Here is a 25327-nt window from a genome sequence, read left to right as displayed (position 1 = left end):
CGTGACAGACATACAGCACCTAAATTGGCACTAACAATCCATCGACACACTATCGAGTTCTCAAAGAACACACCCACAACCAACTTCGACACACACACTGTGGCGCCATCCTGGAAGGGATATTTATGTTGTATAACTTAGAAGTTCTGCGACCCGACTCTGTCTGGCGCAGGTCTCCCAACCTACCAGCTTCGAAACTCTCCTGCAACACGCTGGTAACCAGCTTGCGGCGGTCGGATTTCTCAACCTCGGTCCACCCGCGCTTGAACGCTCCACTCGAAGGTGGATCTGATTCTCACTTGGGCGGTCTGCGTTGTTCCTTCAGGAAAAGAACTTCCTGTCGGTGTTAGGGCCGCTCCGGACTCTCGCTCTCCGGCGCCTCACTCGCTGACTTGAAGAAAGTTACGCGGTTGTCAGCAGTGCGTCAAATCGGCTGGTCAGAGCGTTTTCGCGTCCGAGCAATCCTTCGGGTTCCGCAAAAACTCATCCGATCTTGGCGCCGGCCAGATTCTTCTTGCCCCGCCGCACCACCAGCCATGCGCCGTGGAGCAGATCGTCGGCGCCCGGAGTCCAGTCGTCGGTGGTGATCTTGACGTTGTTCACGTACGCGCCACCCTCGTTGATGGTCCGTCGCGCGGCCTTGTTGCCTTCGGACAATCCACTGGCGACAAGTAGCTCGACGATCGTTGGCGTCGAGCCGGCATCGAACTCCGCAACAGTGGTCTCGGACAGTGCCGCGGCCAAGGTGCCCTCATCGAGACTGTCGAGCTCGGCCCGACCGAAGAGCGCCTGGCTTGCGGTCTCCACCGCATCGGTGTTGGCCTGGCCGTGCACCAAGGTGGTCATCTCCGCAGCCAACCGTCGTTGCGCTGCCCGCAGATGCGGCGAATCGGCTGTGACCTGCTCGAGTTCTGCGATTTCCTCGCGTCCCAGGAAGGTGAACCACTTCAGGTAACGGATGACGTCGGCGTCGGCGGTGTTCAGGAAGTACTGGTACCAGGCGTACGGCGTGGTCATCTCCGGGTCGAGCCACAGGCTTCCGCCTCCGGTCGACTTTCCGAACTTCTTGCCATCCGACGAGGTGACCAGCGGCACCGTCATCGCGTGCACCGCATGACCGTCCACCCGCCGGGTGAGGTCGACACCGGCGATGATGTTGCCCCACTGATCCGATCCACCGACCTGCAACGCGCAGCCATACTCGCGGTGAAGTTGAAGATAATCGTTGGCCTGCAACAACATATAGCTGAACTCGGTGTAGCTCATGCCGTCGGACTCGAGGCGGCGACGAACCGTCTCGCGCGCGAGCATCACGTTGACCGAGAAGTGTTTGCCCAGGTCACGAAGGAAGTCGACGGCGGTGAGTTTGCCAGTCCAGTCCAGGTTGTTGACGACGACGGCGCCCTGGGGCGACTCGTCAAAATCGACAAAACGCTCGAGCTGGCCCCTGATCCGACGAGCGGAGTCGGCGACGGTCTCGGCGGATTGCATGGTTCGCTCCCCCACGTCGCGCGGATCACCGATCAGTCCGGTGGCCCCGCCTGCCAGCACGATCGGCCGGTGGCCTGCGCGTTGGAACCTCTTCAATGTCAGGAGTGGCACCAAGTGCCCGGCATGCAGGCTCGGCGCCGTGGGATCGAAGCCGGCGTAGAGAGTGGTCAGCTCGGACAGCACTTTCCCCAACTCGTCGAGGTCCGTGCTCTGGGCGATGAGCCCACGCCAAGTCAGTTCTTCCAGGATGTCTGCCGGTACGAGATTTGCTGCGGTCACGTAGTCGATCCTCCCCCATCGGCGACCGGTACCGACAGCCGGAGGGGTGCGGCCCGCCGGTACTTGGACACCGCGGGGCTGCGTTCATCCCAGAGTCGCCACGGGTGATCCTGTGCGGTGCTCACCCCGACCCGAGGGCCGTGTCCGACGGCTGATGTCGGGATGCGCGGTCCGCGAAACAGTCGCACCGGCGAGTCCGCGGTGCAGACCGCAGCACCGTTGAAGCTCCGGTCGATCGCCATTGCAGACCCGACATTGCCTGGGCCACAAGCCAATTGGTTGTCATTGCGCGCAGCCGGCCGTCGACTGCGGGCAAGCTCGACGCCCGCAGCGATCTCACCGGCACGCATCAGCACACCACCGCACTGCCCGACCGGGCCGTACGAGATATTGCCGCACCAGTGGATCCCATACGAGCGGTAGACGTATAGGTGCCCGGCCTCGCCGAACATCACGACGTTACGGTCCGTCGGACCGCGGTAGCCGTGCGACGCCGGATCCGGGTACGGGCTGCCCGGTGGACCGCCGTAGGCCTCGACCTCGACGATGCGCATCCGCACCGTCCCACCCGGGCCGTCGACCTCGAGATAGGACCCGAGTAGGCGGCGTGCGGCCTGCGCCGGCGTGGCAGCTGCCAACCGGCGAACATCGAACAGGGCGGGCGCGGACAAACGATCAGTCGGCGACGGGGCCGGTTGTCGCTGTCGCGCGAGACAGGAGTTGCTCGTGCTCGTCGTCATCGACGTCACGGGCGTCGTCGATCAGCAGAGCCGGGATTCCGTCATCGATCCGGTAGGCCCGGCGCAGGCGTGGGTTGTACATCTGCTCGTTGCCGATGACCAGCAACGGACCGTGATCTTGTGGGCAGGCCAGCAAGGTCAGCAGCAAGGGACTCAATCCGGCTTCGTGTGACACGGCGTCAACGGTACCCGGCACCCGGTTCCCACCCACGTTCGTGGGCGATCGCCTTCGTGAGTCTGCGGTATCGGCCTCCCTCATCGCGGTACCAGACCGACGCACCGGCCGCCGGTATGCCTGCGGCCTGGAGCACCGAGGCCTGCGGTCGATACGAGGAGGTCAGATCGATGTGGTCGAGAATCGAGATGATGTGCGGCCGCTGCGCAGGCGTCAGGCCGGCAAGTGCCAGTCGCAGGGCCGATCCGGTCGGCGAGCCGGTCCCATCCTGCTTCGACACCGCAGCGATCGCGATCTCGTCGCCCGGTTCCCCCACCTTGTAGACGACCGCATGTTTGACCTGGACCAGACGAGACAGCCCGTCCACGATCGGTTGCGGGTAGATGTATCCATCGGCCGAGTCGACCACCGCACTGGTGTGACCCATGAACCAGAAGTCGCCGTCGGCGTCGCGGTAGAACATGTGCTCCGAGAGCTGCCACCGGTCGCCCACCGCGAACACATCACGGAACACCGTGGCGCCGACTTCGTACTGCTGCTGGGCTTTTGACATCATCACGCCGACTTCGTCGACCCGGGCCTCACGAACGAAGCCGGATTCGTCGGTGATCAGGCGCCCCTCGGCCAGATCAAATGCGGCGATCGCGACATCATTGACACCCGGCACCGGACGGCCCGACGATCCCACCTTTGTGCCCGTCACATTGGCCAAGATCGCCGACCCGTCACCGGTCGCGAAGAACTCGAGCACGCGGGCCCGGGGGAACTTCTCGTTCACGTCCTCCCACAGTCCCGCAGACATACCCGAACCCATGAACAACCGGATCGTGTTGTGGTTGCTGATCGCGAAGTCGTCCGCCCCGATGATGTCTTGGAGCATCGACCACGTGTACGAGACCACCGTGATCCCGTACCGAGAGATCTCTGCGGCGAACGTGTCGGGGTCGAGACCGGCGGACAGGGCGATTCTGGCACCGCCGACGACGGTGCCACCAAGAGCTGTCAGCAATCCCGACGCATGATGTAGCGGCGTCAGGCAATACACGGTGTCGTTGCCACTGAGCGCGGCCGCAGAGGCAGCACCGAACGCCGACAACGCCCACCGATGGTTGGTCACCGGCCACTTCTCGAGGGTTTCGCCATTCTTGCTGAACAGCACGAACGCGAGATCGCCTGCGCGCCCGGGATCGGGCCGGTACCAGGAAGGCACCTCCACCGAATCCGGATCGATCTGCTCCATGTCGATGATGCGCTCGCCGTCGGCCTGCGCGAGTGTCCGCGCATCACCACCACCGAGGACCAGCACCCGATCGGCAACCGCAGCCACCTGCTCGAGGTTGGCCGGGTCTGTCAGGACCAGGGAGCAATCCCCCAGCTGCATCGACAGTTTCAGATCCGGCCCCGCCGACACCATGACCGCGACCGCACCGAGTCGAGACAGCGCGGCGATGGCCACCAGCGCACTGGGGCGGGTCGGCATCCGTACTCCGACATGTTCACCCGGTCGGACCCCACACGAGATGAGACCGCGCACCACATTGTCGATCCGATCGTTGACCTGCCGATGACTCAGAACGCGGTCCTCGAACAGGAACAGCTCCTGTTTGCCGTTGCGGCGCGCGTTTTCGTTCATCAATTTGCCGAGCGAAATGGTTGTGCGGGACTGGATCTGACCGAGCCTCACCAGTCGGGGCAGTACCCGCAACGATTCACGACGCACCGCATCGGCGGTCCGGCCGACCGATCTGGCGGCGCCGACAATGTCGCGCCCGGTGTCGGCACCCATCCCGGCGGCCGACCCGAGTCCGTGGGCAACCCGGGAGGAGAAGCTGACACCGGTTCCACCGCGCTGGTCGACATCGTCGCGCATCTTCTCGATGGTGTCCGGTTGCTCGCCTGATCCGTCGATCCAGCGAATCCATTCCCCGGTACCCGGCCACGTCCGCAAGCCCGCGGTCGATCCGACGACCAAACCGAAATGCCCGACCGGTAAGGATGATTCAAAGACCTGGGCCATCGGTGAGGCCCGCAGGATGCCCCGCACCGCGACCGGCTGTCCGATGTCGTCGGCCTCGCCAAGGAACGCAAGCACCGGGCAGGTGATCTCGGCGAGCGTGACCACCTGATCGTTGATCACGAATCCACCACCGACGAGCCGGTTGTGGACCACGAACTGGCGCAGCACGTCTGCCACCGCGGGTCCGGACCACGCCACCCAGCCGTCGACCTCGATGAAGCGCCGCGAATCCTCGCGTGGCAGCAGGGCTTCCCGGTCGTGGAGCTGCCGCAGGAAATCGATCCGGCTGCGCGCCGCCTTCACCGGGTCGACGAGTTGAAAGCCGGTGCGGGCCAACCACCCCGGGATCGCGATGCGGTTGAACACGTTGTCGGCGAGGAATTGCGCGCCTGGTGTCACCAGTGCTGCGGGCAGACCCAAGGGAAGCGCACCCAGTACATCCACCGGGCTGCCGTACGTGACGATGCTCGCGATGCCCTTGGAGCGTCGGTAGGCCGCAGCCTGGTAGCAGAACATGCCGCCCTGGGAGTACCCGGCGAGATGCACGTCCTTGCCGGTCACCGCACGCACCCGGTCGATGATCTCGTCGATCGACACGATGTGGTCGGCGAGGGTGCGGCGCATACCGCCCGCGACTTTGTCCGGCGAACCGAAGTCGACCACCCAGGGGTCGAGTCCGGCCCGGTGCAAGATGCTCACCGCCCCGTTGTCGGTGGTGACGTCATAGACGTTCGCCGACACCATCATCGGCGGGACGAGCACCACGGGCGGACCCGCGGCCACGTCGTCAGGGAAGTACCGACGCAGCCGGTACATCGGGACCGTCTCCTCCACCCGAAACGGAGCGGGCCGCGTGCCGGTCTCGAGACCGCCGTACCGGATGACCTCGAGCCCGTTCTGCGCCGTGGCCACAACACGATCAAGGGATTCCTTGATGTTGGGAACGCCTCGCACAAACCCCCCTCAGAACCACAACGACCAACAGGTGACTGGCATCACATATTACCCGGCGTCATCGCCTGCCACCCCGGGACACACATCCCTGCGCCCAGTATCCCCCGAAGTCAGAAGTTGCGGTGCTCCGCAGCCTTGGCGACGAGACGCTGCAACTGCTCCGCCACCCGGACTCCGGCCGTGCCACCGAGCGCATCACGGGAGGCGATCGATCCCGCGACCGTCAGCACCTCACGGACATCAGGTGTCAGCGCCGGATTGATCGCGGCGAACTGCTCATCGGTCAGATCAGCAAGTCCGACACCACGTTCCTCGGCGGCCCGCACGCAGGCACCGGCCACTTCGTGGGCGACCCGGAACGGCACACCGGCCCGGACGAGCCACTCCGCGATGTCGGTCGCGAGGGTGAATCCGGCAGGCGCGAGTTCCGCCATCCGCTCTTCGTGGAATGTCAGCGTGCCCACCAGACCTGCGATCGCCGGCAACAACAACTGCAACTGGGCAACGGAGTCGAAGACCGGCTCCTTGTCCTCTTGCAGGTCGCGGTTGTACGCGAGCGGTTGCGCCTTGAGGGTGGCCAGCAATCCGGTGAGGTTGCCGATCATCCGGCCGGACTTGCCCCGCGTGAGCTCGGAGACGTCCGGGTTTTTCTTCTGCGGCATGATCGAGCTACCGGTCGACCATGCGTCGGCGAGGGTGATGTAGCCGAACTCCGGTGTGCTCCACAGGATCACCTCTTCAGCCATCCGCGACAGATCGACGCCGATGAGCGCGAACACGAACGCTGCCTCCGCCGCGAAGTCACGCGAAGACGTGGCGTCGATGGAGTTCTCGGCAGCACTGTCGAATCCGAGGTCCTCGGCGATCGCGGCCGGATCCAGTCCGAGAGACGACCCGGCCAACGCACCCGAACCGTACGGCGAGACCGCTGCACGTTTGTCGAAGTCCTTGAGGCGCTCGACATCTCGCAGTAGCGGATGCGCGTGGGCCAGCAGATGATGGGACAACAGGACCGGCTGCGCTGCCTGCAGATGTGTCTTGCCCGGCATCACCGCATCGGGGTGGGCCTTCGCCTGGGCGACCAGCGCATCGACCACGTCGAGGACACCGGTGGCGACCTGACGGACCGCGTCCCGCAACCACATGCGGAACAGCGTTGCCACCTGATCGTTGCGCGAACGACCGGCACGCAGCCGTCCGCCGACCTCGGGACCGACACGCTCGATCAGGCCACGCTCGAGGGCACCGTGGACGTCCTCATCGGACTCGGCCGGACCGAACGCACCGGAACGCACATCATCGGCCAGCGCGGTCAGACCGTCCTGCATGCTTGCCAGGTCGTCGTCCGACAACAATCCGGCCTTGTGCAGGATCCGGGCGTGCGCCTGCGACGCGCGGATGTCGTACGGAGCCAGTACCCAGTCGAAGTGGGTCGACTTGCTCAGGGCCGCCATGGCGTCGGCCGGTCCGGATGCGAACCGACCGCCCCACAGCGAACCCTCGTTGGTACCGGAACCTGAAGACGGGGTCATCTACAGGCCCAGGTCCCGCTTCGCGGCGATCTTCGAGGACAGCCCGTGCAGGTGAACGAATCCCTTGGCGGCCGACTGATCGAAGGTGTCGCCCTCGTCGTAGGTGGCGAGGTTGAAGTCGTACAGCGATTCACCGCTGCGACGACCGGTGACCGCGATGTGGCCACCGTGCAGATTGAGCCGGATGTCACCGGAGACGTGCTCCTGGGTGTGATCGACAAACGCTTCGAGCGAAGCCTTCAGCGGCGAGAACCACAGACCGTCGTAGACCAGCTCGGCCCACTTCTGATCGGTGTGGCGCTTGTAGCGACCCAGTTCGCGTTCGAGGGTGACGTGCTCGAGTTCCTCGTGCGCGCGGATCAGGACCATTGCGCCGGGTGCCTCGTAGATCTCACGGCTCTTGATGCCGACAAGCCGGTCCTCGACGACGTCGAGGCGGCCGACACCGTGTGCTCCGGCGCGACGGTTGAGTTCGACGATCGCCTCGAGCACGCTGACCGGCCGTCCGTCGATGGCCACCGGGCGACCCTTGTCGAAGCTGATGATGACCTCGTCCGGAGCCTGCCAATGGGTGGTCGGGTCCTCGGTGTACGAGTAGACGTCCTTGGTTGGCGCGTTCCACAGATCCTCGAGGAAGCCGGTCTCCACCGCGCGACCCCACACGTTCTGGTCGATCGAGAACGGAGACTTCTTCGAAACGTTGATCGGGATGCCGTTCTCCTCGGCAAACGCGATCGCCTTCTCGCGGGTCCAGGCGTAGTCGCGGACCGGGGCGATGACGTCGAGTTCAGGCGCCAACGACGCGAATCCGACCTCGAAGCGGACCTGGTCGTTGCCCTTGCCGGTGCAACCGTGGGCGACGATCGTGCCGCCGTGATCACGCGCGGCGGTCACCAGGTGCTTGACGATCAGCGGCCGTGAAATCGCCGAGACCAGCGGGTACCGGTCCATGTACAGCGCATTGCTGGTGATGGTCGGAAGGCAGTACTCGTCCGCGAACTCGTCCCGGGCATCGACCACCACCGATTCGACAGCGCCACAATCAATGGCTCGCTGACGAACCACCTCCATGTCCTCGCCGCCCTGACCGAGGTCGATGGCAACCGCCACGACCTCCTTTCCGGTCTCTTTACCGATCCAGCTGATGGCCACCGAGGTGTCCAGGCCGCCCGAGTACGCGAGGATTACGCGCTCCGCCATGAGGGGGTCACTCCTTGTTTGTTCGTGATAGTTAAGTCTTGGGTATTCAAATCGTGTGCGTGGTGGTACACGGCCGCATGTCAGAATCTCATGCCAACGCCTCCAGCATTTCGGCCAGGTCCGCTCCGGTCAAAGGTTCGCGGGCGAGTACGAACAATGTGTCGTCTCCGGCAATGGTTCCGACGACCTCCGGGAGGGTTGCGCGGTCCAGCGCGCTGGCAAGATAGTGCGCCGCACCCGGCGGGGTACGCAGCACCGCCATGGCGCCGCTCGAGTCGACCGAGACGAGCAGATCGCCGAGCAGACGGGACAGGCGGTCGGTGCCGCCGGTGACACCGCGCACCGGGGATCCGTCCTCCGGCACGACGTAGATCCCCGATCCACCGTCGGCCCCGCGTAGCTTCACCGCACCGAGTTCGTCGAGGTCGCGCGACAATGTCGCCTGGGTGGCCTCGATGCCGTCGTCTGCCAACAGTGTCTGCAACTCGGTCTGGCTGTGCACCTGGGCACCGGACAGCAGGGCCACGATCCGGGCATGACGAGCTGCCCGGGTGGTCACTGCTGTTCCAGAAGCCACAAGAGCACCGCCTTCTGTGCGTGCAAACGGTTTTCGGCCTCGTCGTAGACCACACTGCGCGGGCCGTCGAGGACCTCGTCGGTGATCTCTTCTCCGCGATGAGCGGGCAGGCAGTGCATGACGATGGCCTCGGAATCCGCGAGCGCAACCAGTTCGGCGTTGATCTGGTACGGCCAGAACGGTGCCACCCGGTCTTTTCCGTCGCTCTCCTGGCCCATCGAGGTCCACGTGTCGGTGACCAGCACATCGGCCCCGGCCGCGGCCTCGCGCGGATCAGCGATGACTGAGACGCTGCCACCTGTCAGTTCGGCGCGCTCGGTGGCGTAGCCGACAAACTTCGCATCGGGGGTGAATCCCTCAGGGGCGCTGACCCGGATGTGCATGCCCGCGGTCGCGCCACCGAGCATCAGCGAATGGGCCATGTTGTTGGCACCGTCACCGAGGTACGTCAGGGTCAGCCCCGCAAGGGATCCCTTCTGCTCGGCGATCGTCTGCAGATCGGCGAGCACCTGGCAGGGATGGAAGTCGTCGGAGAGCGCATTGACGATCGGGATCGTCGCCGCCGAAGCCATCTCCTCGAGCCGGTCCTGACCATAGGTGCGCCAGACCACGGCCTCGACGTACCGGGACAGCACCCGGCCGGTGTCGGCGAGGGTCTCTTCTCGGCCGAGCTGAGTGGCCTTGCCATCGACGACGACGGCGTGACCGCCGAGTTGTGCGATGCCGACCTCGAACGAGAACCGGGTGCGGGTGGAGTTCTTGTCGAAGATGACCCCGACACCTTTGGGTCCGGCAAGCGGCTTGTGGGAGAAGGGATCCCGCTTCAGCTCGGCGGCGAGTTCGAGCACGCGCGCCTGCTCGGCGGGCGACAGGTCATCGTCGCGCAGGAAGTGGCGCGTCATGACGCGGCTCCTTTCGCGGCGTCGAGTATCCCCGGGAGATCGTTCACGAATCCCGTGGCCTGCGCCTCGGTGAGGATCAGCGGCGGTGCCAGCCGCAACACGTCTGGACCCGGCGCGTTGATGAGGTAGCCACGCTCGCGCGCCACCGCCTCGACGGCCGGGGCGAGGGGCTCGGTCAGCACGATTCCGATCAGCAGGCCCGACCCACGCGAGTGGTCGATCAGCGGGTGACCGAGTTCTTCGATCGACGACGTGATGTGTTTGCCAAGCCGCGCAGCATGATTGGTCAGATCGAGGGTGTCGACCTGTTCGAGCACGGCCAGAGCCGCCGCGGCGCACACCGGGTTGCCCCCGAACGTGGTCCCGTGTTGCCCCGGCTGGAACAGGTCGGCAGCAGCGCCGGTGGCCAGGACAGCACCGATCGGCAGACCCCCGCCGAGCCCCTTGGCCAACGTCATCACGTCCGGGGTGACTCCCGACGCCTGATGCGCATAAAACGTTCCGGTACGGGCGATTCCGGTCTGGACCTCATCGAAGATCAGGAGCGCGCCGTGCTCGACGGTCAACGCCCGGACCGCGGCCAGGTAATCCACCGGCGGCACGATCACACCGCTCTCCCCCATGATGGGTTCAAGGATGACCGCTGCGGTCTGCGGGCCGATCGCGGCCTTCATGGCCTCGAGGTCGCCGTACGGAACGTGGCGCACGCCGGCGGGCATCGGTTCGAAGGGCGCCCGCTTGGCAGGCTGGCCCGTCATCGCGAGCGCGCCCATGGTCCGGCCGTGAAAAGCCTTCTCGGCGGCGATGATCTCCGGCCGGCCGGTCAGACGTGCGATCTTGAACGCAGCCTCGTTGGCCTCGGCGCCGGAGTTGCAGAAGAACGCCTTGCCTTCTACGCCCCACCGAGACAAGAGAGACTCGGCCAGCTTGATGACCGGTTCGGTGACGTAGAGATTCGATGTGTGCCCGAGCGTGGAGAGCTGCTCGGTGACCGCATCGATGATCGCCGGATTGCCATGCCCGAGGATGTTCACCGCGATGCCGCCGAGGAGGTCGAGGTACTCGCGACCATCGACACCGGTCACAACCGCGCCCTTACCCGAGCGCAGCGCCACCTTCGGGGTGCCGTAGTTGTTCATCATCGACGCCGTCCACCGCTCCTGCAGTGCGACGGTCGGATCGGCCTGTTGACTGGAATCGGCTTGCTTGGTCATTATTTGTCCTCGATAGGTGGCTGCCGGTCGTAGGCGTCCGGGACCGCATGGTCGGCGTCGGGCACGACCATGGTGCCGTTGCCTTCGCTGGTGAACAGTTCGAGCAGTGTCGAATGCGGTGTGCGGCCGTCGATCACGTGTGCGCGAGGGACTCCCCCGGCCACCGCGCGCAGGCAGGCCTCCATCTTCGGCACCATCCCGGCATCCAGGGTCGGCAGCAATTCGGCCAATGCGGTCGTATCGATCTCCGACACCAGTGATCCGCGATCGGGCCAGTTCGTATACAGGCCCTCGACGTCCGTGAGTACGACGAGCTTCTCGGCACCGAGCGCCTGGGCCAGCGCTGCCGCCGCGGTGTCTGCGTTGATGTTGTGGACCACGCCGTCGGCGTCCGGCGCGATCGTCGAGACAACCGGAATACGTCCGGCCGCAATGAGATCGGTGACCGCGCCCGGGTTCACCGTGGTGACATCGCCGACGAGACCGATGTCCGTCGCCTCGCCGTCGACCATCACAGAACGCCTGGTGGCGGTGAACAGGTGGGCGTCTTCACCCGAGATCCCGACCGCAAACGGTCCGTGTGCGTTGATCAGGCCGACGAGTTCTCGACCGACCTGCCCGAACAGGACCATCCGTGCAACGTCCATCACCTCGGGTGTGGTCACCCGGAAGCCGCCCTTGAATTCGCCGGTCATGCCGAGCCGGGCGAGCATCGCCGAGATCTGCGGACCGCCACCGTGCACCACGACGGGATGAATCCCGCAGGTACGCAGGAACACCATGTCCTCGGCAAACGCCGCCTTGAGGTCTTCGTCGACCATCGCGTTGCCGCCGTACTTGACGACGATGATCTTGCCGGCGAACCGCTTCAGCCAGGGCAGCGCCTCACCGAGCACGTGCGCCTTGTCCAGGGCGCTGAGCGTCTCCGTCATGACGAATAGGCCGAGTTCTCTTCGACATAGGCGTGGGAGAGATCGGTGGTCCGGATGAACGCCGTCCCCGAACCGATGCCGAGGTCGACGGTGAGGTCGATGTCGATGCCGGAGAGGTCGGCGTCGCGCGCGCCTTCCACGCCCATACCGTTCTCGCAGACCGGATAGTTGTTGAACCGCACCGAGATCCGATCGGGATCCAGTTCGACCGGAGCCATGCCGACCGCGGCCAGCACCCGGCCCCAGTTGGGATCCGAACCGAACAGCGCCGTCTTGACCAGGCTGTCTCGTGCGATGGTGCGAGCGGCGGCCAGCGCATCCGCGTCGTGCGCTGCACCGGTCACGGTCACCACAATCCGCTTGGTGACACCTTCGGCATCGGCCTGCATCTGTGTGGCCAGGTCATCACAGACCAACCGGACGGCCTCGTTGAGCGCGGACTGATCCGGCGTCTTCTCGCTGGCGCCCGAACTCAGCAGCAGCACAGTGTCATTGGTGGAACACGAACCGTCGACGTCGAGCCGGTCGAACGTCAGCGCGGTGGCCGCCCGCAGCGCTTCGTCCAGCTGCGCGGCCGATACCGCGGCGTCAGTGGTGATCACACAGAGCATCGTGGCCAGCGACGGCGCCATCATTCCCGCACCCTTGGCCATACCGCCGACATTCCAGCCATCAGTGTGGTGGAAGGCCGCTTGTTTGGGCACGGTGTCGGTGGTCATGATCGCGTATGCGGCATCGGTGCCGCCGGTCAGGCCGCCGCCCATCTCGTGGACGATCTCGGTGACCCCGGCGAGCACCTTGTCCATCGGAAGGCGATCGCCGATCAAACCCGTTGAACAGATCGCAACTTCGATGGCACCGGTCTCGGTACCCCAGTCGCTGATCGCCGCTGCGGTCGCCTCGGCCGTGGCGTGGGCGTCCTGGAATCCGCCCGGACCCGTGCAGGCATTTGCCCCGCCGGAGTTGAGGATGACCGCGCGCAGCCGTCCGGTGCTCAGGACCTGCTGGCTCCACAACACGGGGGCAGCCTTGACCTTGTTGGAGGTGAACACTCCGGCCGCCGCGTAGTCGGGGCCTTCGTTGAACACGAGTGCCAGGTCTTCCCTGCCGCTCGCCTTGATCCCGGCCTTGATGCCCGCGGCCCGGAACCCCAGCGGTGCGGTCACACCCTGCAGGTGGGTCATGCGGTGTCCGCCGTCGACCTCGCGCCAGTTCGCGGTCACATCCACCACCTTGTCACCGATTCCATCTGCCCCGCTTGCGGCCACATCGCCCCCGCTTGCGGCCACATCGCCCCCGTTTGCGGCCACATCGCCACTGCCGTTGTTCACGGTGCCACTCCCACGGTGCTCAGTCCTTCGGTTTCGCCCCATCCCAGGGCCAGATTCATCGATTGCACGGCGCCGCCACCGGTGCCCTTGGTCAAATTGTCGATCGCGCCGACCGCGATCAAGGTGCCGGAACGCTCATCGACCGCGACACTGAGCTGCACCGCGTTCGACCCGATCACCGAGCCGGTGGCCGGCTGCCGCCCCTCGGGCAACAGGGTCACAAACGGTTCGTCGGCGTACGCCTTTTCGTATACCGCCCGCGCCTGAGCCGTCGTCACCGACGTCGGCGCCGTGCAGGTCGCCAGGATTCCCCGTGCCATCGGCGCCAGCACCGGCGTGAACGAGACACTGACCGGCGCGTTTGCCACCGCCGACAGGTTCTGGATGATCTCCGGTGTGTGCCGGTGAGCACCACCGACGCCGTATGCGCGAGCCGAGCCGATCACCTCGGAGGCGAGCAGGTCGACCTTCGGTGATCGCCCGGCACCCGAAGCCCCACTGACGGCAACGATCGTCACCTGCGGTGTGATGATGCCCGCTGCGACGGCAGGCAGCAGCGCCAGCGTGCTCACGGTCGGATAGCAACCGGGCACCGCGATCCGGGTGGCACCCGAGAGAACATCCCGATTGCCGGGCAGTTCCGGCAGTCCATAGGGCCAGCTACCGGCGTGGGTCCCGCCGTAGTACCGCTCCCACTCCGCCGGGTCCTGCAGCCGGAAGTCGGCGCCGCAGTCGATCACGAGGGTCGCGGGCGGCAACGCGTCGGCAACAGGGCCGGAGGTTCCGTGCGGCAGGCCAAGGAAGACAACGTCGTGCCCGGACAGGATCTCGGTGGTCGTCTCCGACAATTCACGATCCGCCAGGGGCAGCAGATGGGGATGGTGCTCCCCGAGCAACGATCCGGCATTCGATCCGGCCGTCAAGGAACCGATCTGTAACTCTCCGGATGCATATTTGGGATGACCGAGAAGCAGACGAAGAATCTCCCCACCTGCATACCCGCTTGCGCCGGCTACTGCGACTGTCACACTCATATGATTCATTATGCACCCCACCGCAAGTTAATTCATTAGCGGGTCCCTGCGCTTTGCCGGTGTGGCGGTGCGCAGCGCGGTAAGACTGAACGATGACCAGGCCCGCAGCGATCATCGTGCGGTCGCTTGTGGTCAGGCGTGGCGGCAATCTTGTCCTGCATGACTTGGAACTCACGGTACCCGCGGGGTCCATCACCGGACTTCTCGGTCCGTCGGGCTGCGGCAAGACCACCCTGATGCGCGCCATCGTCGGCACCCAGCAGATCGACGCCGGCTCGGTGACGGTCCTCGACCGACAAGCAGGCACCGCTGCGCTGCGACACCGGGTCGGCTACGTGACGCAGGCACCCTCGGTGTACACCGACCTGACCGTCGAGCAGAACGTCACATACTTCGCCGACCTCTACGACAACCGGGCCGGGGTGCGCAGCGCCCTCGACGCGGTGGGCCTGACCGAGTTCCGTGCACGCAAGACCCTGGACCTGTCCGGTGGACAACTCAGTCGCGTCTCGATTGCCTGTGCACTGGTCGGTTCTCCGACGCTGCTCATCCTCGACGAACCCACCGTCGGCCTCGATCCGGTGTTGCGCAAAGAACTGTGGGATCGATTTCATGCACTGGCCGACACCGGTGCGACCTTGCTGGTCTCGAGTCATGTGATGGACGAGGCCGACCGCTGCGACAACCTGATCCTGATGCGCGAAGGACGAATACTCGCCGAACTCACACCGGCCCAGCTCCGAGAGCGCACCGGCCAGACCAACCTCGAAACGGCATTTCTGCAGCTGATCACCGAGGAAGCCGGCTGATGCACCCGCGTCGGTTCACGGCGACCACGCGACGCATACTCCGGCAGCTACTGGACGACCACCGCACCGTCGCACTGATCCTCGTGGTGCCGTGCATCCTGATGGTGTTGCTGTACTTCATGTTCGAGGATCAACCCGGCCGCATCCCGGGGACCTCACGTTTCGACGAGATCGGCATCATCATGCTCGGCATCCTGCCGTTTGTGCTGATGTTCGTCACCACGTCGATTGCGATGGTCCGGGAGCGAACGTCCGGCACCCTCGAACGCCTACTGACCACACCACTGGGCAAACTCGATCTCCTGGCCGGATATGGCGCCGCATTCTCGGTCGCCGCCGCGGCGCAGGCAACGCTCGCGAGTGCGGTGGCCTTCTGGATCCTCGACCTCGACATCGCAGGCCAGGCCGTCTGGGTGGTGGTGATCGCCGTCCTGGTCGCAGTACTCGGTGTGGCTTTGGGACTGTTCTTCTCGGCATTCGCCCGCACCGAGTTCCAGGCGGTGCAATTCATCCCGGTCGTGGTGATACCCCAGCTCCTGCTGTGCGGACTGTTCGTTCCCCGCAATCAGATGGCCGACTGGCTGGACTGGATCAGCGGGATCCTCCCGGTCACCTACGCCGTCGACGCACTGCAACAGGTCGCCGCACACCCCGACCCTACCGGCCAGATGTGGCGTGATCTGGTTGTCGTGCTGGACTTTTCGGTGGTCGCGCTATGTCTGGGCGCGGCCACCCTGCGTCGCACCACTCCCTGACGCAGGTCACCTCACTCCGAAATGCTGAGCGCGAGAACGAAGTCGACCCTGTCGTGCAGTGTCGACAGACTTCGGTCGGTCAGCTTCTCGACCCGCTGCAACCGATAGCGCAGGGTGTTGACGTGGATGTGCAGCCGTTCGGCGCTGCGGCTCCAGGAGCCCGATTCCTCGAGAAAGACCCGGAGCGTTGGTAGCAGGTCGGTCCGGTGGCGTTCGTCATGATCGCCGACCACCCCGATCAGACGTTGCCGAAAGACCCGCTTGATCTCGTCCGGGACCGAAGCAACCAGCAGCAGATGCGACGACAACGAATTGTTGTCGGCAAACCTGATCGGCCCGCCACCCTGGGTCGCGTATCGATGCGTGTATTCGGCCTCACTCATCGATACCCGCGCACCTTCGGGCAGTCGACCAGGCGTACCCGTACCGATCGCCACATACCCTCGATCCAGCAGCGGGCTCAGCCGCTGGGCGATCGAACGAACCTGCGCGGAAAGGACATTCGCCGCATCCGCTGTCGATTCAGGGGCAACACCGACAAACATCAGGAATGCCTCTGACGGCAGTTTCACCGGAGCGGTGGACAACGGTATCTCGTCGTGTAGCTCCTCGAGGATGACACCGGCGAGTTCCGTACCGTAGCGGGTGTCACGAGAACTCACCACGATGCAGCTCACCGGCACGTCGTCCTCGAAGCCCAGACTCCGGAATTGCCCGGCGGCGCCTGCGGCATCGTGCCGTTGCAGACGTGCGATCGCCTCCCGAACCGTACGTTCCTCGAGCCGCCGCGACTCATACCTGGTCGACCGGTCCATGGCCAGCAATGCGCAGACCTCCTCAACCGCTGTGGACATCCAGGGAGCCTGGGTGCGGTGATCGCTCGCAACGGCCACATATGCGACCGCAGGACGCCTGGCCACCGGCGACTGCACCGCGAAGAAGGAGACGTCGCCCTCGTCGATTCGCTGCGCCGAGGGAAATATCCATTCGCTCAACGCCTTTCGGAACGCGATGGGCAAGCCTTCAGAGCCGCCCCCGGTGAGCCGGCCTGCGACCATCCGGCCCGTCGCGGTCACCACGGCACAATCGACCCCCAGAGCACGACGAAGTGAAGCGACCAGACCGCTTGCTCCTTCACCGGCCGCGAGGTCGGCAACCAGGTCTCGATGGAGCGTCAGCTTTCCCGCTGCGCCCGCCAGTGCACGCATCACGGTTTCGGTCAGGAAGCGGAACGACACCGCGCCCTCGACTGCGAACAGCGCCAGCCCGGCCTCCCGGCACGCCCGGATCAGCGGTGTCGGAACCTCGCCGATCGCCGCCAGACCCACCACCAGGGCAGCTGCATGACCACCCGTCAACGCCCCCACAAAGGTGTCCGCATCAGCCGGCTCCCGGTACCACAAACCACTGGTCAGCACGAGCTCCCCGCCGTAGAGGAACGCCAACGGATCGCCGAGATCGGTGGTGTAGACACCGTGCACCTGAGGATCGCCACCACCTGGCACCACCTCGATGAAGTCCAGACCGGGAATCGTTGCCATATCCGACAAGAGCACCGCGCAACCCCTTTCGTCGCCGACATGTGATCAGCACCTCAGCCGAAGCGAACCAGTTGTTACGCCTAGGAAACCACTTTAAATCAGCCTGGAGATTCCTACTACTCGAAGGCGACTTTGTCCCGCCTTCTTCGTCGGATCATCCATGTCGAGGTGTTCGGGAGTGGACTTGACTGTTGACACAGCCCCACGAGCGGAAGTTGTTCCACCCAGTCCCATCAGGTTTCACCAGAGGAGAAGTCATGAACGCTCGGAGCCCGGAATCGGGTTTTCGCGCAACCGGTATCGACCTCGCAGGAGTGTCGAAGAGGTTCACGATGAAACGGCAGCAGGTGACCGCGCTCGACAACGTGAGCCTGCAGACCGACCGGGGTAGTTTCGTCTCCCTGCTCGGACCCTCGGGCTGTGGCAAGTCGACCATCCTCCGGCTGCTCGCCGATCTCGAAGTGCCCACCACCGGATCGATCCTCGTCGACGGCCGGACACCGAATGAGCTTCGCAGCGAACACATTCTGGGAGTGGCTTTCCAGGACTCGGCGCTACTGCCCTGGCGCAGCGTCGAAGCCAACATTCGGGTCCCACTCGAAGCCGCGGGAAAGCCCGTGTCCCACAGCGATGTCACCGATCTGATCAAACTGGTAGGACTCGACGGATTCGAGGGCGCCAAGCCCGGCCAGCTCTCCGGTGGCATGCGCCAGCGGGTGTCGATCGCTCGTGCGCTCATCCTCAAGCCCATGGTGCTGTTGCTCGACGAACCGTTCGGGGCGCTCGACGACATGACCCGGCAACGTCTCAACACCGAGCTCATGCGTATCTGGACCGAACGGCCATCCACCACATTGATGGTCACCCACGGCATCTCCGAGGCTATCTACCTCTCTGACCGGGTAGCGGTGATGTCGGCGCGCCCTGGCCGGATTCAGCAGGTGATCGACATCGATCTGCCACGCCCCCGGACGCCGGAGATCATGCGGAGTCCGGAGTTCCGGCGTTACGTCGAACAGGCATCCGATCTATTGTTCGCCCCACCGACCGAGTCGGTTGTCCGATGACCACAGCAGTGGCCCTCACCGCCGACCTGATGCGTCGCCTGCCCAAAGCCGAAGTCCACGTGCACCTCGAGGGCTGCTTCGACATCGCCGACCTCGTCCAGAGCGCACACACACTCGGCGTCGAGCTGCCAGGTCCGGCCGCAACACTTTTCGACACCTCGACCCATCACGTCGAACGCGATCCGCAGGGCGCAGCCGTCAGGGGCATGGGTGTGGGGACCTTTCTCCAGTTCCTGGACTGGGAAGGATCACTCGTCCGCACCCATGAACACCTCGTGAGCGCCGCGTACCGCGCCTGCGCACGCGAAAGTGCGTCGGGTGTCCACTACGCGGACATCATCGTCAACCCCACGCATTGGGGCAGTTGGCAAGGACGCCTGACCGACTTCACCAGGGCCATTGCCGAGGGTTTCGACGAAGCCGCCCGAGACGGCCTGTGCGAGGCCAACCTCTGTGTGTCCCTGTTGCGTCAACAATCCGGCGAGTCCGCGATCGAGGTGGTCGAAGAGATGATCAACGCACGCGTTCCACGGGTTGTCGCACTCTCGATCGACGGCGACGAAACCCATGCCGGCGACACCAATGCGAAATTCGCGCCCGCCTTCACCCTCGCCCGCGATGCCGGATTCCGGCGCACGGTGCACACCGGTGAATCCAGCGGCCCGGAAAGCGTCTGGGGTGCACTGGATCTGCTCCATGCCGAGCGGATCGACCACGGCGTCCGTTCCATCGAGGATCCGCGGCTGGTCGAGGTGCTCGCCGAACGTGAGATCCCGCTGGGGATGTGCCCTCGCTCCAACGTCGAAGGATTGAAGATCTACCCGTCACTGGACGTGCATCCGATCGAGCCACTGCGACTGGCCGGGGTCAAGGTCTCGATCAACACCGACGACCCGGCGCCGATGAGCGTTCGCATCGAGGACGACTACGTCGACTGCGCCCGCACATTCGGGTGGGATCTCGACACGGTGAAATCCATTGCCGAGACGTCGATTCACGCCTGTTTCGCATCCGATGAGATCAAGTCCCGCATGCTCGCCGACCTCGACGCTTTCGAAGGCTGAGGCCCCGATGTCAACAACACTGACCGCGCCGGCCCCGCCGCGCCTGAATCTGACCGCCGTCGTGGCCAAGATGAACATGCTCGCCCTCGGCAGCGTCGTCGGCCTGGTTCTCGCGTGGCAGCTGCTCGCAAAGACCGTCTTCAGCGATGTCTACGCCATCGCCGCACCCCTCGACATCCTGGTCACCGCGGTCGACGACTTCAGCTTTGTCTGGCCGAACCTGCTCACCACCGCCGGAGAGGCGGGCTGGGGATGGCTGCTCGGGAACGCCGTGGCAGTCACGCTGGCCGGACTGTCCTTACTCCTGCCATGGACCCAAGCCGTGGTGATGAGGGTGGGCGTGGTCGCGTATTGCCTTCCCATCGTGGCAATTTCACCGATCCTGGTCGCGGTGACCAGCCGGTACATGTCCGTGGTCCTCATCTCTGCCCAAGGTGTCTTCTTCACCACGCTGGTCGGAGCCGTCCTCGGACTGCACAGCGCCTCGGCCACCCGGGTCGACGTCATCCGGGCCGCGGGCGGAGGGCGCGGAAAAGTGTTGCGGATGGTTCAGATCCGATCGGCCGTGCCCGCCCTGTTCGCCGCGCTCCGCGTTGCCGCACCGCTGGCCGTTCTGGGTGCGATGATCGGCGAATACCTCGGCGCGGACAAGGGTCTGGGCGTCGCGATGGTCTATTCACAGCAGTCACTCAACGTCGACCGCACCTGGGCCCTCGCCCTGTACGCCGCCCTGCTGGCGGCAGGCGCCTACGGCCTCACCGTGCTCGCAGAGAAGCTCGTATACACCTGGCGCGATCAGGAGACCGTGTCCGACATTTCGGTGGCCTCCGCACCGCAGGTGACCAAAGCCCGAAACGTGGCGGGCGTCGTATCGCAGTTCGCAGTGACCTTGCTGCTGGTCTTGGGTGGCTGGTATCTGATCGCCCGCTCGGTCGACCCATATTTCGGGAAGACACCGGTCGATGTCTGGAACTACCTGACCTCCGGGCGAGACCTGTCGGACATGTGGGCCGCGTTGCGCCTGACCATCGTCCACACGGTTGTCGGCTTTGCCAGCGGCCTGGGTCTGGCCCTGATCGGAGCCGTTGTGGTCGTCTTGTCCCGCACCTCAGAGTCGATCATCATGCCGATCGCCATGTCGATCCGCACCGTCCCGCTCGTCGCCATGACCCCGCTGATCGCACTGATCTTCGGGCGTGGGTTCATCACGTTGATCGTCGTGTCCGGCGTGGTGACCTTCTTTCCCGCACTGGTGACGATCGTCGGCGGGATCCGGTCCGTCCCACCCAGTGCCCGCGAGGTGGTGACGGTCTCCGGTGGCGGCCCGGTAAAGGTCCTCTGGATAGTCCAGCTGCCCGCCGCCCTACCGTCATTCTTTGCCGCGGCACGCGTCACCGCACCACTGGCCATGACCGGTGCACTCCTGTGCGAATGGCTTGCCACCGGCGACGGCGCCGGCTTCATGATGCTCAGAGCCGGTGTAACGGGCAACTATTCACTGATGTGGTCGCTGGTCGCCCTCGTCACCTTGTCCGCGGCAGCACTCTATGGCATCGCAGCACTCGCCGAAAGCGCCATCAATCGCGTTCGAAGTTGACCACTGGCGGCACGTAGCCGCCCGCACCCCAATCACGGTCACCCATCTCGCAACCAGGAGTTCCCCATGCCGATTTCACCCTTGTCCGCACCGATCAGCCGCCGGTCACTCTTCCGCGGGGGCTTCGGTATCGGCGCCACCGCTCTCGTCGGTATCCCGATCCTCAGTGCCTGCGGTTCGGATTCCGCATCGTCGGACGACGGCAGCGTCTCGGCTCAAACCCAGTGGGTACCAACGGTCGAACAGGCCGGCACCTATGTCGCGGCCACCAACGGCTACTACACGTCGCGGGGCATCAACGTCAATGTTCTCGCGGGCGGACCCAACACTGCCGTCGACACGGTGGTGGTCTCGGGTAAAGCGGCACTCGGCAACGGGAATGCGGACGCGGTGGCCGAGATGATCAGCAACGGCGCGGACGTCAAGATCATCGGAACCCGCTTCCAACGCAGCCCATTCTGTGTGTACTCCCTCCAGGACAAGGCTCTGACCGACCCGAAGCAGATGATCGGAAAGAAGATCGGTGTCGCGGCGCAGAACGAGGCACCATTCCGAGTCCTGTGCGCCATCAACAACATCGACGTCGACGACCTGAACATCGTGCCCGTGCAGTTCGATCCGGCGCCGGTGGCCAACGGTGAAGTCGACGCACAGGTCGGGTTCCTCATCGACCAACCGGCCACGCTACGGGCACAGGGCCGCGACGTGAACGTCATGTTGTTCTCGGACTTCGGTTACAACGTCTTCTCGAGCGTCTGGTTCGCCACCACGGAGACCATCGAGAACCGGCCCGACATGCTCCTGTCTTTCCTCGGTGGCGAGCGGCAGGGCTGGCAGGAGAATCTCAAGGACCCGGCACTCGGCGCCCGACTTGCCGTGGAGGTCTACGGCAAGAACACCGGACTCGACCTCGCCCAACAGACCCTCGCCTCGGAGAGCATCGAAGCGCTGATGGTCACCCCTGAGGTGCCGGCCGCCGACCTCCTGACGATGACCGACGCCCAGATCGCAAGCAACATCGCCACACTCAAGTCGGCCGGAATCGACATCTCCGCCGATCAGCTCTTCGACACCAGCATCGTTGCCCGGCTGTGAGTTTCAACCGCCGCCCCGACCGGCTGACCACCGGCTTCGAGCGCATCCAGCACGCACCAGCACATGAGAACACGAGGAGCCCGGCATGATCCAGCAGGCCGACATCGCCATCACCGGAACAACCGTCATCATGCCGGACGGTCGCGATCCACTGGTCAACCACACGGTCCTGGTGGCCGGCGGGCTCATCCAGGACCTGGTGCCCGCGTCGACAGCAGTGCAGGCCGCGAGGGTGATCGACGGGACACACTCGGCAGTGCTACCCGGCATGGTCAACGCGCACACCCACATCGCGTCGAACATGTTGCTGCGTGGACTGCTCGAGGACACCGAACTGTTCGCCTGGCTCGACACCATGTGGCGGCTGAAGCAGAACTTCGACCACGAGACCCTGTACTGGGCGTCGATGTGCGGTCTGGTCGAGATGGCCAAGTCCGGAATCACCTGTTTCAACGAGCATTTCGACGCTTATGCGGTGACGCCGCAGGCACGGGCCCTGCGCGAGGTGGGCCTGCGGGCCACGCTCGGGTACGGGTTCGCCGACGGCGGCGTCTACCGCGACGTCGGCGCCTGGTCCTGGGCCGCAGTCGAGGACTTCGACGCCGCGATCGCGCCGGTGGAAGGTCTCATCGATGATCGTGTCCGGCTGGCGCTCTCCCCCCACGCGCCGTATTCCTGCAGTGGTCCACTCTGGCAAGCGGTTAGGGGTCTCGCCGACGAGCGGTCGCTGCCGATCCACACCCACATCGCCGAAGGACTGAACGAGAGTGCCTACATGGCCTCGACGTACGGGCGCACCACAGTCGAATGGCTCGACGACCTCGGGTTCCTCGGACCCGACATCACCGCCGCGCACTGCACACAACTGACCGCAGGTGACATCGCGCTGTTCGCCGAACACGGCGTCAAAGTGGCCCACTGTCCTTGCTGCAACGCAAAACTGGTGTCCGGGACCATGAATCTGAAAGGGTTGTGGGCGGCCGGGGTCACAGTCGGTCTCGGCACCGATGGTCCGGCGAGCCACAACACCCTGGACATGTTCCAAGAGATGAAGTTCGCTGCCATCACCCACAAACAGAGCACCGCCGATCCCACGTTCCTGACCACCCGCGAGGTGCTCCACATGGCCACCGCCCAGTCGGCGATTGCGATGCACCGACCCGAATTGGGGGCAATCCGGATCGGGGCGCCTGCCGATCTGGTTGTTGTCGATCTCGACCGACCGCACGTGGCACCCGTCTACGACGTAGAGGCCGCGCTGGTCTACAGCACACGCGCCGACGACGTCACCCACACCATCGTCGGGGGCGAGTTCGTCGTCGACAACGGCGAGGTCGTCGGGGTCGATGAAGCGCAGGTGGTCGCGAAGTTCCGAGAAAGCGCACTGCGCCTACGTGATCGATCGCAACCGACCGGCAAAGACCAGACGCCGCACTGACCCCCGGATCCGCGCTCGTGTCGGCGGTGTAATCCCAACAACCGACGCTTCCAAGAAAACAACCCGATGGTCTCCAAGGCCGCCACAGCATCGTCGCTGTCATGACAACTGACAGAAGCACTCACACGGCCGTGGTGAAACGCGCGACGCTGGCCGTCGTCTGCGTGACCACCGCGATGCTCATGCTGGACATCGCGGTGGTGAACACTGCACTGCCCTCCATCGCCGTTGATCTCGACGCCGGCCTCGGCGCCCTGCAGTGGGTGGTGGACGCCTACACTCTGGCGCTGGCCACCGTTGTACTCAGCGCCGGGTCGTGGGGTGATCGCCGAGGTCGACGCCACGTGTTCGTGATCGGCCTGGTGCTGTTCACACTCGCCTCACTGGCGTGTGCGGCCGCACCGACGATCCTCACCCTCGACATCGCGCGGGCAATCCAGGGGCTCGGTGGCGCAATGCTTTTCGCCTGCTCACTGGCCCTGCTCGCCGACGTGTTCGCGCCGGGCAAGGAACGTGCCGGTGCACTGGCCGCGTACGGCGCGACCATCGGTGGCGCGTTTGCGCTCGGACCACTGGTCGGTGGCATCCTCACCGAGTGGCTCGACTGGCGCGCCATCTTCTTCGTGAATCTCCCCATCGGGATCGTCGCACTGGTCGCCACCCTCAAATGGGTCCCGGAGTCACGGGACCCGAACTATCGACGTCTCGACATCGGCGGGCAGGTGCTCGCCTCGATCGCGCTGGCCGCACTGGTCCTCGGGCTGCTCCGGGGCAACGAGCACGGCTGGACCGAGACGATCACGGCATTGTCATTTGTGGTCGCCGCAGTCGCGGGGACTGCGTTTGTGGTGGTCGAGATGCGGGTCAGCCAACCGATGTTGCCATTGGAGATGTTCCGCAACCGGGCATTCACCGGCGCTCAGATCGCGGCGTTCGCGATCTCCGTGTCGTTGTTCTCGGTGTTCTTGTACACGACCATCTACCTGCAGAGCGTGCTCGGCCTCTCCCCGATCGAGGCGGGGCTGGTCTATCTGCCGGCGACGGTCGCCATGTTCATCGTCGCCGGTGCGACCGCACAGATCGGCGAGCGGGTACCCGACTGGATCATGTTGTCCGGGTCGCTGATGCTGGTCGGAGTGGGCTTGGCGATGACCACGGTCGTCGACGTCGACAGCTCCGGCCTGACGCTTCTGCCGGGCATGGTCGTAGCGATGGTCGGCGCCGGCATCTTCAACCCGGTGATGAGCAGACTGGTGCTCGATTCCAGTGCCGCAGAACATTCCGGCCTCGCCGCCGGCATCAACGACGCGTTCCGTCAGACCGGTATCGCGGTCGGTGTGGCTGCCCTGGGCGCCCTGATGCCGGCAGAGTCGGTGTTCGCTGCCGATCCGCACGAGTTCGTGTCCGGGCTCGACACGGCACTCTGGGTATCGGCCGCGGTCGCAGCGTTGGGCGCGATCATCGCCGCTTGGACCCTGCGTAGCGGACGCACCCCGGCAACCCCAGACGCGGCGAAAGACCTGACAGCACAATCAGATCTGGTCTGAGCCTGTCCCGGCGATCAACCCCTCCACTGATCGCCG

At 65.0% G+C, this 25327-nt stretch carries 21 protein-coding genes; 8 read left to right on the top strand and 13 right to left on the bottom strand.

From position 1 onward, the window contains the following. Positions 1 to 483: 483 nt before the first annotated feature. The 12 genes from tyrS to argC form a co-directional block, all read right to left on the bottom strand. A complete protein-coding gene (tyrS, locus tag AC56PL_RS08590) occupies positions 484 to 1770 on the bottom strand; it encodes a tyrosine--tRNA ligase (protein ID WP_497153536.1) in 1287 nt (428 codons plus the stop codon). After that, positions 1767 to 2441, bottom strand: a complete 675-nt coding sequence (locus AC56PL_RS08585) for a DNA-3-methyladenine glycosylase (protein WP_495515921.1) — start codon at positions 2439 to 2441, stop codon at positions 1767 to 1769. Before AC56PL_RS08585 ends, tyrS begins: the two co-directional genes overlap by 4 nt. A 4-nt stretch (positions 2442 to 2445) precedes the next feature. Beyond that, positions 2446 to 2685, bottom strand: a complete 240-nt coding sequence (locus AC56PL_RS08580; RefSeq protein ID WP_495515920.1) for a Trm112 family protein — start codon at positions 2683 to 2685, stop codon at positions 2446 to 2448. 4 nt (positions 2686 to 2689) lie between these two features. Next, complete coding sequence (locus AC56PL_RS08575) at positions 2690 to 5656, bottom strand: AMP-binding protein (RefSeq protein ID WP_497153535.1); 2967 nt, start codon at positions 5654 to 5656, stop codon at positions 2690 to 2692. A 110-nt stretch (positions 5657 to 5766) separates the two neighbouring features. Beyond that, entirely contained in the window at positions 5767 to 7188 is a 1422-nt protein-coding gene (argH, locus tag AC56PL_RS08570) for an argininosuccinate lyase (RefSeq protein ID WP_497153534.1), read from the bottom strand. Continuing rightward, positions 7189 to 8388, bottom strand: coding sequence for an argininosuccinate synthase (locus AC56PL_RS08565; RefSeq protein ID WP_482141923.1), 1200 nt, complete (start codon positions 8386 to 8388; stop codon positions 7189 to 7191). An 88-nt stretch (positions 8389 to 8476) separates the two neighbouring features. Continuing rightward, on the bottom strand, positions 8477 to 8947 hold the full coding sequence (locus AC56PL_RS08560; RefSeq protein WP_497153533.1) for an arginine repressor: 471 nt from the start codon (positions 8945 to 8947) through the stop codon (positions 8477 to 8479). Next, positions 8944 to 9867 (bottom strand): ornithine carbamoyltransferase, encoded by a 924-nt coding sequence (gene argF / locus AC56PL_RS08555; RefSeq protein WP_495515916.1) that lies wholly within the window; start codon positions 9865 to 9867, stop codon positions 8944 to 8946. The genes AC56PL_RS08560 and argF overlap by 4 nt, the downstream gene beginning before the upstream one ends. Then, positions 9864 to 11081, bottom strand: coding sequence for an acetylornithine transaminase (locus AC56PL_RS08550; protein ID WP_497153532.1), 1218 nt, complete (start codon positions 11079 to 11081; stop codon positions 9864 to 9866). The genes argF and AC56PL_RS08550 overlap by 4 nt, the downstream gene beginning before the upstream one ends. Next, positions 11081 to 12013, bottom strand: coding sequence for an acetylglutamate kinase (gene argB / locus AC56PL_RS08545; protein WP_497153531.1), 933 nt, complete (start codon positions 12011 to 12013; stop codon positions 11081 to 11083). Before argB ends, AC56PL_RS08550 begins: the two co-directional genes overlap by 1 nt. After that, on the bottom strand, positions 12010 to 13197 hold the full coding sequence (gene argJ / locus AC56PL_RS08540) for a bifunctional glutamate N-acetyltransferase/amino-acid acetyltransferase ArgJ (RefSeq protein WP_497153597.1): 1188 nt from the start codon (positions 13195 to 13197) through the stop codon (positions 12010 to 12012). Before argJ ends, argB begins: the two co-directional genes overlap by 4 nt. Positions 13198 to 13340: 143 nt before the next feature. After that, on the bottom strand, positions 13341 to 14378 hold the full coding sequence (gene argC, locus AC56PL_RS08535; protein WP_497153530.1) for an N-acetyl-gamma-glutamyl-phosphate reductase: 1038 nt from the start codon (positions 14376 to 14378) through the stop codon (positions 13341 to 13343). 92 nt (positions 14379 to 14470) lie between these two features. On the opposite strand from argC, the gene AC56PL_RS08530 reads away from it, so the two are divergent. Further along, positions 14471 to 15187, top strand: coding sequence for an ABC transporter ATP-binding protein (locus AC56PL_RS08530; RefSeq protein ID WP_497153529.1), 717 nt, complete (start codon positions 14471 to 14473; stop codon positions 15185 to 15187). Next, complete coding sequence (locus AC56PL_RS08525) at positions 15187 to 15942, top strand: ABC transporter permease (protein WP_497153528.1); 756 nt, start codon at positions 15187 to 15189, stop codon at positions 15940 to 15942. The genes AC56PL_RS08530 and AC56PL_RS08525 overlap by 1 nt, the downstream gene beginning before the upstream one ends. Before the next feature lie 11 nt (positions 15943 to 15953). On the opposite strand, the gene AC56PL_RS08520 is transcribed toward AC56PL_RS08525, so the two are convergent. Continuing rightward, positions 15954 to 17498, bottom strand: a complete 1545-nt coding sequence (locus AC56PL_RS08520; RefSeq protein WP_497153527.1) for a helix-turn-helix domain-containing protein — start codon at positions 17496 to 17498, stop codon at positions 15954 to 15956. Between the two features lie 242 nt (positions 17499 to 17740). Between AC56PL_RS08520 and AC56PL_RS08515 the strand changes: the two genes are divergently transcribed. The 6 genes from AC56PL_RS08515 (at position 17741) to AC56PL_RS08490 (ending at position 25291) form a co-directional block, all read left to right on the top strand. After that, on the top strand, positions 17741 to 18550 hold the full coding sequence (locus AC56PL_RS08515; protein WP_497153526.1) for an ABC transporter ATP-binding protein: 810 nt from the start codon (positions 17741 to 17743) through the stop codon (positions 18548 to 18550). Continuing rightward, entirely contained in the window at positions 18547 to 19614 is a 1068-nt protein-coding gene (gene add / locus AC56PL_RS08510) for an adenosine deaminase (protein ID WP_497153525.1), read from the top strand. The genes AC56PL_RS08515 and add overlap by 4 nt, the downstream gene beginning before the upstream one ends. 7 nt (positions 19615 to 19621) lie before the next feature. After that, the gene (locus AC56PL_RS08505; protein WP_497153524.1) at positions 19622 to 21211 is read left to right on the top strand and encodes an ABC transporter permease; all 1590 of its coding nucleotides are present in this window, start codon (positions 19622 to 19624) and stop codon (positions 21209 to 21211) included. Positions 21212 to 21277: 66 nt separating this feature from the next. After that, positions 21278 to 22306 (top strand): ABC transporter substrate-binding protein, encoded by a 1029-nt coding sequence (locus AC56PL_RS08500; protein ID WP_495515906.1) that lies wholly within the window; start codon positions 21278 to 21280, stop codon positions 22304 to 22306. Positions 22307 to 22391: 85 nt separating this feature from the next. After that, positions 22392 to 23744, top strand: coding sequence for an amidohydrolase family protein (locus AC56PL_RS08495; RefSeq protein WP_497153523.1), 1353 nt, complete (start codon positions 22392 to 22394; stop codon positions 23742 to 23744). Positions 23745 to 23845: 101 nt separating this feature from the next. After that, on the top strand, positions 23846 to 25291 hold the full coding sequence (locus AC56PL_RS08490; protein ID WP_497153522.1) for an MFS transporter: 1446 nt from the start codon (positions 23846 to 23848) through the stop codon (positions 25289 to 25291). Positions 25292 to 25327 lie beyond the last annotated feature (36 nt).

It is taken from the genome of Williamsia sp. Y721, assembly GCF_059683565.1.
The sequence above is the reverse complement of the archived record's forward strand: the minus strand, read 5'-3'. Positions and strand labels throughout refer to the sequence as shown.

What these genes read in the sequence shown, in the direction of transcription:
- argF (WP_495515916.1), bottom strand. Translation starts at nt 9,867, where the DNA reads ATGACGCGCCACTTCCTGCGCGACGATGACCTGTCGCCCGCCGAGCAG.
- AC56PL_RS08490 (WP_497153522.1), top strand. Translation starts at nt 23,846, where the DNA reads ATGACAACTGACAGAAGCACTCACACGGCCGTGGTGAAACGCGCGACG.
- AC56PL_RS08500 (WP_495515906.1), top strand. Translation starts at nt 21,278, where the DNA reads ATGCCGATTTCACCCTTGTCCGCACCGATCAGCCGCCGGTCACTCTTC.
- argB (WP_497153531.1), bottom strand. Translation starts at nt 12,013, where the DNA reads ATGACGGAGACGCTCAGCGCCCTGGACAAGGCGCACGTGCTCGGTGAG.
- add (WP_497153525.1), top strand. Translation starts at nt 18,547, where the DNA reads ATGACCACAGCAGTGGCCCTCACCGCCGACCTGATGCGTCGCCTGCCC.
- argH (WP_497153534.1), bottom strand. Translation starts at nt 7,188, where the DNA reads ATGACCCCGTCTTCAGGTTCCGGTACCAACGAGGGTTCGCTGTGGGGC.
- AC56PL_RS08525 (WP_497153528.1), top strand. Translation starts at nt 15,187, where the DNA reads ATGCACCCGCGTCGGTTCACGGCGACCACGCGACGCATACTCCGGCAG.
- AC56PL_RS08515 (WP_497153526.1), top strand. Translation starts at nt 17,741, where the DNA reads ATGAACGCTCGGAGCCCGGAATCGGGTTTTCGCGCAACCGGTATCGAC.
- argC (WP_497153530.1), bottom strand. Translation starts at nt 14,378, where the DNA reads ATGAGTGTGACAGTCGCAGTAGCCGGCGCAAGCGGGTATGCAGGTGGG.
- AC56PL_RS08550 (WP_497153532.1), bottom strand. Translation starts at nt 11,081, where the DNA reads ATGACCAAGCAAGCCGATTCCAGTCAACAGGCCGATCCGACCGTCGCA.
- argJ (WP_497153597.1), bottom strand. Translation starts at nt 13,197, where the DNA reads ATGACCCACCTGCAGGGTGTGACCGCACCGCTGGGGTTCCGGGCCGCG.
- AC56PL_RS08530 (WP_497153529.1), top strand. Translation starts at nt 14,471, where the DNA reads ATGACCAGGCCCGCAGCGATCATCGTGCGGTCGCTTGTGGTCAGGCGT.
- AC56PL_RS08495 (WP_497153523.1), top strand. Translation starts at nt 22,392, where the DNA reads ATGATCCAGCAGGCCGACATCGCCATCACCGGAACAACCGTCATCATG.
- AC56PL_RS08505 (WP_497153524.1), top strand. Translation starts at nt 19,622, where the DNA reads ATGTCAACAACACTGACCGCGCCGGCCCCGCCGCGCCTGAATCTGACC.
- AC56PL_RS08565 (WP_482141923.1), bottom strand. Translation starts at nt 8,388, where the DNA reads ATGGCGGAGCGCGTAATCCTCGCGTACTCGGGCGGCCTGGACACCTCG.